Consider the following 13,257-nt stretch of genomic DNA (forward strand, 5'->3'; position numbering starts at 1 on the left):
AGTAGGATATATATAGAACAACATAAGAGTGAATAACAGGAGGAAAAGAGAATGACTACAGTTTTATTTGTAAAAGCAAACAACCGTCCGGCAGATCAAGCAGTTAGCGTGAAATTATATGAGGCTTTTTTAGCGAGCTATAAAGAATCACATCCAAATGATACAGTGGCAGAGCTTAATTTATACAATGAAGAATTGCCATATGTAGGAGTAGATATGATTAACGGCACATTTAAGGCGAGTAGAGGACTTGATTTAACAGAAAAGGAAGCAAAAGCAGTAGCTGTTGCTGATAAATATTTAGATCAATTCCTTGCAGCTGATAAAGTTGTTTTTGGATTCCCGTTATGGAATTTAACAATCCCAGCTGTACTACACACATATATTGATTACTTAAACCGCGCAGGCAAAACGTTTAAATATACGCCAGAAGGTCCAGTAGGTCTGATTGGAGATAAGAAAATTGCATTATTAAACGCAAGTGGCGGTGTATATTCTACAGGACCAAAAGCTGAAATGGAAATGGCCGTTAAATATGTAGCAAGTATGATGAGCTTCTTCGGTGCAAGAGATATAGAAAAAGTAGTGATTGAAGGTCACAACCAATTCCCAGATCAAGCAGAAGAAATTATTGCAACAGGGCTTGAAAAAGCTGTTAAAGTAGCAAGTACGTTCTAATTAACAAAACACTATGGCAGTACCAGCAGTGGTACTGCTTTTTTATTCGCTTATCTAGTAAGATATGAAACGATAGAAAGAAGGATTACATTACAGTGGAACGTTTATGGACAAAAAACTATATCATGCTGACCATTACAGCATTATTATTATTTAGTGGTTTTTATTTACTCATGCCAACACTTCCTATGTTTATTAAACAACTAGGTGGAAGTGAATCTCAAGTTGGCTTTATTATTGGAGTGTTTACAATATCGGCAGTCATTTTACGTCCTATTGTTGGAGGATTAATGGATCGATATGGCAGGCACGTATTTATAATAAGCGGGCTACTATTTTTTGCAATTACCATGTATTTTTATGATTGGGTAACAGGCGTTATATTTTTAGTGGCATTACGTATCCTTCATGGAATTAGCTGGGCAATTGCGACAACGTCAATTGGAACGGCAGTGACTGATGTGATTCCACAATCTCGTCGCGGAGAAGGAATGGGATGGTATGGACTTGCAATGACTTTAGGTATGGCTTTAGGACCGATATTAGGTCTTTGGGTAGCGAAATCATTTTCATTTCATTATTTATTTCTACTATGCACAGCATTAGCAATTATGGCATTCATACTTGCATTTTGTACAAAAATTCCAGCAGTTCAACATACATCAAAACAACCAATATCATTTTTTGAAAAAACAGTTTTACCAATCGCCATTGTGACATTTTTCTTATCCCTTACTTTTGGTGGCATAACAACATTTTTACCACTGTTTGCGGCAAAGATTCAAGTGAATGCAGGTGCTTTTTTCTTAGTTTATGCTGTCACACTTATAGTCATTAGACCGATTGCTGGGAAGATATCCGATAAATATGGAGAAGGGGTTATTATTGTTCCTGCGCTTTTCATACTGATAGTCGCACTATTCGTCCTCGCAATGACAAAAGGGCTTGTTGGAGTCGTTATTACTGCTATTTTATATGGAATTGGATTTGGATCGGCACAACCTGCTCTTCAAGTAGCAACGATACGATTAGCTCCACCAGAGAAAAGAGGAGTAGCGAACGCTACATTTTTTACTGCTTTTGATTTAGGGATTGGTTTAGGATCTATCATTCTAGGATTTGTTTCACAACTCATGGGATATCAAATGTTATTTATGGTCTGTGCGGTATCTGGGTTTGTTAGTTTGTTACTTTTTATTTTGTTTGTGAAAAAGAGATTAAAATAGCGTTTTAATTTACGTAACTACTCAGCTATACCTTTTAGAAATTTAGAAAAGGGTATGATTCTAGTGAAGATGTGTCTCTCTATTACTTATAAATTCATTTTTTGGTATATAGACTGCTGTCATGCAAACACAACAGGAGCCTGCACTTATTGGCTACTTTTGTTTTCAAACCTTGCACGTGGCAGGAAAAGGCACTGACCGCTCCTATGCATCGCCAGTCCCTCTCGACCATTTAAAAAAATGCTTTTCTGTCGGTTTTTCATAAAGTAACTGAGTGGTTACTAATTTACAAAAAAACGCCATTCGTTTTTATGAATAGAAAGGTAGATATTTGGCTATAAAAAATTCCCCCCAATTATTAGTTGTGCTTAACAATTGGGGGGAGTTCATTTTTTGAGTATATACATAAAACTTATTTTACATTTAATAAATACGACCCATTTTTATTTTCATATTTGTAGACATGCAAATAATATTTTCCTGGTTTCGCATTATATTCTCCTGTAATGACATTAGACTTATTTTGGCCAAATGCTACCATGTTTTCTAAATCTGATTCATGATAAAGTGTCCATGTCATTCCAATCTGTTTTTCGTTTACTACGGAAATATCTATATTTTGCGGTGAATTAACCGTAAAAGTATAAATATCTACCTTATCATTGTCGTTAAGATTTCCTTTAATAGTCGTATTGAAATCTATTGGATTTGCCTTTGTATCTTCGTTATTTGGTTCTTTTTCTCTCAAGTATTTTGAATCTTCTTCATTTGGTTGAAATCCTAATTTTAACAATATAGCTTTTAAATCTGGTAAAACACCAATTCTATCATAATCTGGCTCTCCAGATTGTGTTCCTGTATTTGGGTTACTTAAGATGTCTCTTAACTCACTTGGTTTATAAGGTTGACCCAAATGCTCCTTCGCAATACTTTGTATGGAAACGGCTGCACCGGCAATAATTGGTGAAGCGCTCGATGTACCATTAAAGCTAGACGTATATAAATTTTTAGCACTTCTATTTGGTTCCGCAGAAGTTGTATCTACATTTTGACCCCATCCATATACATCAATTCGACTTCCATAATTTGAAAACCATGAACGCCCGTGAGGAACGGTTGATAAAGCAGCTCCGACCATTATTGCACCTGAATCTTTAAAATCTTTGCTATTGCGATTTAAGACTTTCTTTCCATCTTTATTTTTAAATTCATCTAAGTCATTCCAACCATTTGCTCCGGCCTCGATGATTACGATTCCTTTATCCGTTCCAGTGCGAATCGCATCAAATACATCTGGTTGTACTTCAACTGGTAAATATTTATCACGATATCCTTCATAAGATGATTGTGCCTCTAACAATAAAACATCCCCAGCATGTAGATGATTTACAGCACTTAATATGGCATCTGCTTTGTTATTACTATCGTCATCCCTAATTTGAGATACTACTTTTACTGTGGCTTTTGGTGCAATACCAATATTGCCGATTTGATTATCTTCCGCAGCAACAATTCCTAGAACCGACGTTCCGTGTCCGGCGTGCTGATCTGTATTTCTTCCGGATATAAGTTCAATATTTTGATTCTTTAAATCTTCATGATCTAATAGCCAGCCGTACTCCATATCTGCAAATGTTATACCTTTTCCGTCGCCGCCCTCTATTCCCCATGCATAAGGTGCATTAATACCGTATGGTGCCTCTTTTAGATATCCTTGGTTTTCAAATCTAGGGTCATCATATGGGTTAAGGAATAAATTTGGCATCTGTATTTCAGGTGGTGTCAAATTTTCCAGTTCTTTCATGTATACATCTTCAATCAAAGGTGATTGTTTTAATTTTTCTACCAATAGTTCTGCTTGTACATTCTTTGAAGCTTGAACTATATAATAATTTAATAAGTTAGAAGATGAATAATTATTATCGTTTTTCGCATTTTTATCTAGATTTTGAATTTCTTCCGGACTTACAGATGTAAATAAGCGAGTTAATGTTAAATCTGAGTACTCGGAAAAAAACTTTTCTAGTACTATATCATTTTTTTCCTGTTTTATTCTCTTTTCTATCCCATCCTCGTATGGTAAATTGATCTCATTTTTAAACTTTACAATGATTTGCTTTTCTTCTTGTTTTTCTACGTTTGATTCTTTTTGTTGTACTACTGAATCGTTTGAATTAGCACTTACTATATGAGAAGTTTGTCCTACTCCCGTAAAAGTTGTAATTGCTATTGTAGACGCGAGCATTCCTTTTAAAATTTTCATTCATTTTCCCTCTACTTTTTCGTTTTTGAAATATTTCCTATAAAAATATCAAAATTACTATGTAAAAAGCTTTCTACTAGATAAATTATAATGAGCAACTGAAGTGATTTCAATATATTTCCATATGTAATTATGCATATCTAGATATAGTGATTAAAATTCCCTAATACATAAGTCGTTGGTGAGAGAATAAATCTCCTTTTTGTAATTTGCTAAACTTTATAGACTTCCTGAAGTTCCCTCATTTCAGTTATTTTTTGAAAACTACTTTTCACCCAATGTATAATAAATGGAAAAGTGCTGTTATATGAATCTGTTACAATACTTAAAAAAGAAACTACCATATTTGTCTAAGTTTTTCAGTGATAACATCGGCCTTAATTTTCAATCTTATTTGACGAGTATTCGTTTGAAACATACGGTGGAGGAACTGCTTTACAACGGGGAAATGCCTATTGCTGATATTGCCTTAAAGCACGGTTTTCCGAATGCAAAGTCGTTCTATACTGCTTTTAAAGCAAGGTATAACGTAACGCCAAGTGAATACCGGAAGCATTTTCGTCCGGATTTTAGGAAGAGAAAGGAACGGGAATCTGCCAATTATTTGACGTTTAATCAATCGAGCGCACTCGGAATTATTAGCCAATATTTACAGAGAAGTCCTTCGCAACAGGCAGAAGAGATTACGGCGCTGGAAACGGAGGCATATCGGGTCAATGTATCCACTGACAGCAGTCCGATCAGGCATACATGGAAGAACTTAATCACGATTGGAAAAGCAAAAGAAGGATTGCATGCGGACGTGCAGCGGCAACTGAAACGAGTTCAGGTGCGCTGCCCTTTTCGCTATTTGCGGTTTCATGGCATATTTGATGATTCTATGATGGTATACACGGAGAATGAGATAAGGCAGCCGGTATACAATTTTAGATTGGTCGATGAGTTATTTGATTTTCTTCTTTCCGTTAGGCTGAAGCCGTATGAGGATTGGAGATTACCTGCTGAGGAACGGGCGAAAGATCTTGCGGCGCGCATGTCTATCGAACAAATTGCTGGATTAATGCTATATAGCCGCCATCAAGCAGTTCCAGCTACGAGCGATAGTTGGTTCCCAGGAACTTACGGTGGGAAATCTTATGAAGAGAGCGGAGCTAAGCCATGGGATTTGACGGATGAGCAAATCGCCTTTTTGACGAACGATCATCTCCGTCATGTTCTTATTACAACGGTTGAAAATCCGGAAACAGCTACGCGCTGGAGCAACAAGCTGCAAGCCGCTGCGGAAGGGACAAGTTTAGGGATTCCGGCAAACAATAGCTCGGATCCGCGTCACGGTTCTGATGCCAGCTCGGAATTTAACGTCGGTGCTGCTGCAGATTCTCGCGTATCATTTTGCCGGAAACACTTGGTCTTGCGGCGACATTTGATCCTGAAGTGACCCGTCAATTTGGAGAAGTTGCCGCGAAGGAGTACAGGGCGCTTGGTATGACAACAGCACTGTCTCCGCAAATCGATATTGCGACTGACCCGCGCTGGTTCCGCTTCAATGGTACGTTCGGTGAGGATTCACGCCTGTCTACGGACATGGCTCGTGCTTATGTGGACGGTTTTCAAACATCAGAAGGTAAGCAGGAACTAGAAGATGGCTGGGGACTGGATAGTGTCAACGCGATGGTGAAACATTGGCCTGGAGGAGGTAGCGGTGAGGGCGGTAGAGACGCGCATTTTGGATGCGGAAAGTATGCTGTTTATCCAGGAAACAATTTCGATGAGCACTTGAAACCGTTTATAGGCGGGGCTTTTCAGCTGGAAGGAAAGACGAGTAAGGCTTCTGCAGTTATGCCATATTACACAATTTCGTTCGATCAAGATCAAGTAAACGGAGAGAACGTTGGCAACTCTTATAGTTCTTATTTAATTACCGATTTACTGCGGGGGCAATATGGTTATGAAGGTGTTGTTTGCACCGATTGGTTGATTACTGCTGACGAGCACAGCGAGAAAGATACGTTTTTGACTGGTAAGTCATGGGGCGTTGAACATCTCACTGTTGCGGAGCGTCACTATAAGCTTCTCATGGCTGGTGTGGACCAGTTTGGGGGAAATAACGAAGTTGAGCCTGTTTTAGAGGCGTACCAATTAGGTGTAAGTGAACACGGAGAGGCTTACATGAGAAAACGCTTCGAACAATCAGCAGTTCGTCTGCTTCTAAATATGTTTAGGCTTGGTCTTTTCGAAAATTCTTATCTACTGCCTGCGGAAAGTAAGAAAATCGTCTGCAATCCAGAGTTCGTGAAGGCAGGTTATGAAGCGCAGTTGAAGTCAATTGTCCTCTTGAAAAACAAAGGACAGACGCTGCCGATACAGCTAAAAAGCAAAGTATACATTCCGAAAAGGTATTTGCCAGCTGGGAAGGACTGGTTTGGTATGCCAACGCCGGAGAAACTAGAGCATCCAGTCAATCTTGACGTTGTGGCAAAATATTTCGATATTACGAATGATCCAGCCGAAGCAGATTTTGGACTTGTGTTCATCCAAAGTCCGAAGTCGGGCGCGGGATACAGTCAAGAGGATGCCGATAACGGAGGAAACGGTTATGTACCAATTAGCCTTCAATACAAGCCGTATACAGCCGAGCATGCCCGCGAACAAAGTATTGCCGGTGATCCTAGAGAAACGGATGTGCTGAACCGTTCGTATAAAGGGAAAACGGTGACAACGCACAATTCACATGATTTGAACATGGTGCTTGAAACAAAGGAAATGATGAAAGGAAAGCCAGTCATCGTATCGATTTTACTGTCGAATCCAATGGTTGTCGAAGAATTCGAAGCGGAAGTTGATGTGATTGTAGCGAACTTTGGCGTTCAAGATCAAGCGATTATGGACGTTTTAACAGGAATCTATGAGCCATCAGGCCTATTGCCGATGCAAATGCCAGCGAATATGAAAACAGTTGAGGAGCAGCTAGAAGATGTTGCGCATGATATGGAATGCCACGTTGATTCTGAAGGAAATGAATATGATTTCGCCTTTGGACTCAATTGGAACGGTGTAATGGAAGATTCTCGAACAGCGAAATACGGGAGAAATTAAAATAATCAAAAAAGGAGACGGTAATGATGAGTAATACAACTTCTTATATGAATCTAGTTTCTAAACTGAGTGAGGATGTGCAAACTGTCCAAAAAAGAGGCTTCGATTTTATTGTGAAACGAATTCCTGATTCCGATGCGACCTGTGAATTAGATCCTAGAGTTCTCCAAGTGACTTTACAAGCGGCAGGAAAAATGGCTGCGATGGAAAGTAAACCACTTGACCCTTCAGATACGGCAGGTTTTGTTCAGGGAATGCGAGCTATGATGGGGTGGAATAATGACGACGTTACGAAAAGTAAAGTCGAAACGACATATAAAACAATTGATGGCACAAATGGACCGATTCCACTTCGAATTTACACGCCTGCTAACGAAGGGATTCTGCCTGCGGTTGTCTTCTTTCACGGTGGAGGTTTCATAGGTGGTAGTGTGGATGTCGTGGAAAATCCGTGTAAATCATTGGCAGAAAAAGCCGGCGCCGTTGTTATTTCCGTTGATTATCGCTTAGCGCCTGAACATGCATATCCAGCAGGACTGACAGATTGTTTCGAAGCGGTAACATGGGTGTATGAGCACGCTGAAAAAATTCGTGTGAACCCGCAGCAAATTGCTGTATCTGGTGACAGTGCAGGTGGGAATTTAGCGACGGTGTGCGCGCTCATGGATATTGAAAAAGGAACAGATATGATTAAGTTTCAAGCGCTTATTTACCCGACAGTGAATATGGCTGGCGTTCAAACTGAGGATTTCAACTGGAGCATCGACCAATATGAGATTCGTAACTATTCTGAACTCATCACTCCAATGATTACAGGGTTGGCTGAAAGCGGCGAGTTATTTTTCAGTCTCTATTTGCAAAGTAAAGCGGAAATCACTGATCCTTATGTTTCTCCGCTGCTGTCAGATCAGTTAAGCAATATGCCGCCGACGCTAATTTCAACGGCTGAATTTGATTATTTAAAGGTGGAATGCGAAGCTTACTCGGCAAAACTTGCACGCAGCGGTGTTCCTACGAAGCTGATTCAGTACAACGGTACAGATCATGCGTTTATGGACAAGATTGGGTTATATCCGCAGGCGGAAGATTTGATGAATGAAATTGCGAAAGAGATGAAGAGAGTGTTTGCTTAATTATATTTGGAAATTCACCCCCATTTTTAAGATGGGGGTGAATTGTCGTTGTATTCGTAAAAATATTTTTTATCAATGCGAATGTATGTTCTTTTTTGGCGTTTTGTATTATTATGAAGGAAAGAAGGAGGTGAAAGTTATGATGAAAGAATAGAAGATGAAAATTATCAAACGTGGATCGAGAAAGGTCATAAGTTAAACTCTTGTTTTTTGGAGAAAACTTACAATATAACAAACTTCTCTATTCTCAAAGTGAATAGAGTTTAAAAATCATGAATGACAAATCAACTTCGTGCGTATCAAAAATAGAAAGAAATCGTTTGGATTCCCTGCAAAAGAGAAATCGGTCCTATCGTATCCCTTCCTAGCTCAAATGCATCAAGCGGTTATGAAAAAACTTTTTTTACTAGAAGTCATTCTTCGTTTCTATGAAATCATATCAGAAACATCCTTCCACTTTTTTGGACAAACCTCACATTCCAAACTATATTCTAAAAACAACTAATTCATCGCTTAAACATGTTGACAATCATCGATAACGGGCAAGAGAAAGGTGATCGAAAAGGTCTTTTTTGCTTCTCTTTTAACGGGGCTAGTATGAATTTTGAAGGGGATGAGTGTTGAAGAGATTTCTCAAAAATTGAACCTTCCTGTGGAGCAAATTCAAGAATGGAAAAAGAAATTATCTAATTGATATGTATATGGAACTCCAACGCAGTAAAAGGATATTTAACTGTGTTGGAGTTTTTTGCATTCATTTAAACGTAGCAAATTCTCTGATTGTTACTTTTAGGATTTGAAAGGGATAAAGAATTATAAATAAACTTGAATATTGAATTCAATCATCATCGTCTTGGCTGTGTTTACTGTCTTTATTTTTACGAGGTTTATGACAGTCAAAACATTGAGAAAAGGAGTTATCGCTGCATTGTTCTGGATCTCGTTCGCATGGGTTAAATCTAGGATTAGCTAGAACTTCGTATGGTCTCATCATATCGTAATCTTCGTGTTCAAGAATGTGACAATGCCACGGGTAGATTCCTGTAAATGGACCAAAGCGTGCGATAATCCGGGTCACTTCCCTAGGATTAGCACGAACAGTATCTTTCCAGCCTCTCTCGTTTGGATCAGGAGGGATGGGCGGCCCGACTTTGAGGTTAGAACCATTTGGATCGCCGGTAAATACAGCGCGATTCAAAATTTGAAAATTGACAAGGTGTAAGTGAATTGGGTGAGTGTCTGGTGTCGTATTGTACAACTCCCAAATCTCTATCGTTCCATTATACGGGGTTTCTGTAATGGGTTCACTCCACTCCATGTTGTTTAATAATGGCATAGGGCGTCCAAATTTATCGGTAGCTTCAAGTAAAGTGTTTTTTCGTGTAGTTACAGCATCCTTGGGATTCAGCTGTTCCAAGCAACTCAACTTTTCTGGGATTTTGCTTTTGTCAGGTTTACGGCATGTTTGTTTGACGCGAAATTGCATAATCTGCCTCAAATCTTCAGAAGGACTATCGCCGTCAGGGAATGGAGTTGGTGCGTCATTTGTTAAAATAATACTTTGCCCATTATGGTTTGAAAAATCGACAATGACATCGGCGCGTTCCGCAGGCGCAAGGATGATTTCGGATACTTGGACGGGTTTTTCCAAAAGCCCTCCATCCGTACCAATTTGAATGAAATTTTGCCCAGAGCTCAGCTGCATGCGATAAAAACGAGAATTGGAGCCGTTTAGGATGCGGAACCGGTATTTCCGCGGTTCAACCTCAAGATAAGGCCATACTTTTCCGTTTACTAAAATGGTGTTACCGAAAAATTCAGGTGTGACTGACGGATTTGGTAATGTAGGATCGATTGGTGGTGGTGGCTGCGGTGCTGGGGGTGCCATATTTCCTGGTTGGGATGGATAGAAGAGTTCACCATTGGCATAGAACGAGCGATCTTGGATGACCAGTGGGATTTCAAATTTTCCACTTGGAAGATTCAACTTTTTCTCTTCTTCATCTCTGAGAAGATAGAACCCCGCAAGACCTGCATAAACGTTCAAACGAGTGATTCCGAGGGCGTGATCATGATACCAAAGTGTTGTAGGGCGTTGACAGTTTGGATAATAGTAGACTTCAGTTACGAATTTCGGCCCAACATTGTTAAAATCTCTTGTGAACCACGCATCAGGATATCCGTCACTTTCTGGAGGAACCCGGCCTCCATGTAAATGGACAACCGTCCGAACAGAAGGTACGGATGCTTCCGCACCATGAACCGTTTGGTCGACAGGCAGCAGATGTTCAAAGGGCAATTTATTGTTCCATTTTACAAAAATAGGGTGATTTCTCTCTACTTCGAATGTAGGCCCCGGGTACATACCGTTGTACCCCCAGACGGTAGTTGGCGGCAAATCACGATGTAGCTTTTGTCTAAACTGCTTCATCGTTACCTCGTAAAATGGAATTCCATTAGAGGTGCCTTCTCGTTTTAAGACAGGAGGAATTGGTAATGCATCGACAAATTTTTTTAAAGACAATGAACTGCCTCCTTTCAAAAAATCAAATATTGTTTGTCATATATCATATGAATGTAATTTATGGCGGTATAGGCGAATTTTTAATAGGCTGAAATGACAAAAATCGTACCACAATAAGTGATACGGTTTTTATCATTCGTTAAAAATCATAACGATATAAAAATACAGCAAGGTTTGTTTTCATGGAATCCAAATCAATTTCTTTTTCATTGATACGTTCAAAGTTTTGACTGTCATAAAATCCATAGTTACATCTATTATCTGTATATAGATATAAAGATTTCACATCCATACTGTTCATATAATCATATAAATGCTTCATTAGAGCCTTACCAACCCCAAGACCTCTAGACTCCCCTGATACGATAAATAACTGGATACAACCTTGAAAATCATCTTCTTTTCCTTGGATAAGTTCTTTATATATTTCTTGAACCTTTGCGAATTCTTTCATGAATTTTTTATTCTCTTTATTAGCCATAACTACTTTCAGCATGCTGTAGGCAAGACTTAGAGTATTGTGAGCTTTCTTTAAAAGATTCTTATCTTTTGTTGAATCTCCTAAAATAACGCCAATAATCTTATTGTCTTTTTCTGCTACTTTACTAAATGAACTTCCTAAAATACAACTTTGCAAGTACATGTTTAATACTGAATCTAAAAATTTTCTATCTTGAATAATTTCATTGAAGCCAAATGCTTCGCCAATTAAATTTTTGACAGCTTCATAATCTTCTTTAACTAGGCTTCTATATATGACTTGGTTCATGTTTATAAACTCCCTTTTCTATATAAATCCAAATGAAAAACCCTTTTCTTTTTAGGTGGGCGAGAGCATCTGGCCATGCGTAGAGGCGGTCAGATCCTTTTTCTGCCACATGCGAAGTTCAAACAAAGAGAGAAAGACAGTAGCAGAATCTTTTTTTCTGCATAGCTGCAATCTATATGTCGAAAAGTCAAAATAGATTTATATAAGTAAATTTTTTATTTCGTTTTTTCTTGTAAATATCTTATTATGATCATAAGGTCTCCCTTTAGAGGAGAGTCAACGATAGAAAATATAAAGGAAGTGATGAGGATGAAAAACTTATTTTCGATTGGGGAAGTTGCTAAAATAAAAGACATTACAATAAAAGCGTTACGATATTATCATAAAATGGGGATACTTATTCCGAGATATATTGATGAAACAACAGGTTATAGGTATTATTCTATAGATCAATTTGTTCATATAGATATTATAAAAAGTTGTAGAGAGTTAGGAACGAGTATCGTAGAGCTTCAAGAGATTTTTAAGGACTGTGATACGGAGAAATTACTACAATTTTTACAAGTAAAAAGAGAGGAAGCAGAAGAACATATAAAGAAAATGCAAGAAATCATCAAAACGATTGATAGCTTAAATAGGAAGGTAGAGCATTCTAAAGATATATTACATAATGACGAGGTATCTATTCAGTTCTTTGAAGAGCGTTATGTCATTGTAGCACCATGTAAAGAAGTGGGAAGTTTACAGGAGTTACTTTACTATTCAGATTTAGAGAAAATCATTCAAGATCAGGATGGAAAAATGTCAATGGAAAGAGGGATTCTCTATAACGTTGATTCAGAGTGGAATGTAGAACCAAATTATGTTTTTAGTAGATTTCAAGGGGATGTGAATCTAGAAGCTGAACAAAATATAAAAATATTACCTAAGGGAAAGTATGTAACGTTATCCTATAGTAAAGAGAATGAAGAGGAACGTCGAAATAAAGTCATTACATATGTAAAAGAAAATCATTTAAAAGTTAAAAATCTCGTTGAAGTGGAGTTATTTAACGATTTTTTTAATAAGGAATCTTATAGTTGTCAAATGCAAATGTTGATAGAAGAGAATGAGGGAGTTTGCTAAAAGATAAAGCCCCCTTTCTTTTTAGAGGTGGGCGAGAGCATCTGGCCGTGTATAGAAGCGGTCAGGGCGAAGGGATTTTGTCCGTTTTATTTATCATTTTACCCCAGAAGCCCCCTTCTCCAACCGCGTGAAGGGTAGAGCCAAGAGGTAAGGAGGGGAGGGCTTTCTTGCTGCTCCTTTTCTGTTTGATTCTCATACACATGAAATTTTTCCGGAATATGTAACGTTTTTGTTGAAATCGATTCCTAGCTTGTATAAAATAGAGGTAAGAAGAACAAACGTTCTTATCGGAGGTGAAGAAGTAAAATGAAGAAAACTTATTTCTCTCAAAGGGTATATAAACATACCTTACCAACTGCACTTGTGAACGAATTGTCTCATGTTTTGCACATTTTCAATCAAGCAAAACGTTTTGCCTTTCAAGCTTTGGTTCGTGAAAAGCG

7 protein-coding genes and 2 pseudogenes are annotated in these 13,257 nt (G+C 38.3%); 6 read left to right on the forward strand and 3 right to left on the reverse strand.

Features of this window, described 5'->3' with window-relative positions; translation table 11 throughout:
- Nucleotides 1-51: 51 nt before the first annotated feature.
- Nucleotides 52-678 carry an FMN-dependent NADH-azoreductase gene (locus tag V7024_RS16585; RefSeq protein WP_335521907.1) on the forward strand — a complete coding sequence of 209 codons (627 nt, stop codon included), beginning with the start codon at nucleotides 52-54 and terminating at the stop codon, nucleotides 676-678.
- Between the two features lie 95 nt (nucleotides 679-773).
- The gene (locus tag V7024_RS16590; protein ID WP_335521909.1) at nucleotides 774-1,904 is read left to right on the forward strand and encodes an MFS transporter; all 1,131 of its coding nucleotides are present in this window, start codon (nucleotides 774-776) and stop codon (nucleotides 1,902-1,904) included.
- Between the two features lie 412 nt (nucleotides 1,905-2,316).
- On the opposite strand, the gene V7024_RS16595 is transcribed toward V7024_RS16590, so the two are convergent.
- Nucleotides 2,317-4,167, reverse strand: coding sequence for a S8 family peptidase (locus tag V7024_RS16595; protein ID WP_335521910.1), 1,851 nt, complete (start codon nucleotides 4,165-4,167; stop codon nucleotides 2,317-2,319).
- Between the two features lie 307 nt (nucleotides 4,168-4,474).
- Here V7024_RS16595 and V7024_RS16600 point away from each other — a divergent pair.
- The 3 genes and pseudogenes from V7024_RS16600 to V7024_RS16610 all read left to right on the forward strand — a co-directional run.
- Nucleotides 4,475-5,089, forward strand: a pseudogene (locus V7024_RS16600) (helix-turn-helix domain-containing protein); the annotation flags it as partial.
- Between the two features lie 45 nt (nucleotides 5,090-5,134).
- Nucleotides 5,135-7,263, forward strand: a pseudogene (locus tag V7024_RS16605) (glycoside hydrolase family 3 N-terminal domain-containing protein); the annotation flags it as partial.
- 26 nt (nucleotides 7,264-7,289) lie between these two features.
- Nucleotides 7,290-8,396, forward strand: coding sequence for an alpha/beta hydrolase (locus tag V7024_RS16610; protein WP_335521912.1), 1,107 nt, complete (start codon nucleotides 7,290-7,292; stop codon nucleotides 8,394-8,396).
- An 838-nt stretch (nucleotides 8,397-9,234) separates the two neighbouring features.
- Here the strand turns inward: V7024_RS16610 and V7024_RS16615 are convergent.
- Nucleotides 9,235-10,920 (reverse strand): multicopper oxidase family protein, encoded by a 1,686-nt coding sequence (locus V7024_RS16615; protein ID WP_335521914.1) that lies wholly within the window; start codon nucleotides 10,918-10,920, stop codon nucleotides 9,235-9,237.
- A 139-nt stretch (nucleotides 10,921-11,059) separates the two neighbouring features.
- Entirely contained in the window at nucleotides 11,060-11,689 is a 630-nt protein-coding gene (locus V7024_RS16620; RefSeq protein WP_335521916.1) for a GNAT family N-acetyltransferase, read from the reverse strand.
- 309 nt (nucleotides 11,690-11,998) lie between these two features.
- Here V7024_RS16620 and V7024_RS16625 point away from each other — a divergent pair, with 309 nt between their 5' ends.
- Nucleotides 11,999-12,814 (forward strand): MerR family transcriptional regulator, encoded by an 816-nt coding sequence (locus V7024_RS16625; protein ID WP_335521918.1) that lies wholly within the window; start codon nucleotides 11,999-12,001, stop codon nucleotides 12,812-12,814.
- Nucleotides 12,815-13,257: the final 443 nt, after the last annotated feature.

Origin of the sequence: Bacillus sp. JJ864 (assembly GCF_036963045.1) — a bacterium.
GTDB lineage: Bacteria > Bacillota > Bacilli > Bacillales > Bacillaceae_G > Bacillus_A > Bacillus_A pseudomycoides_C.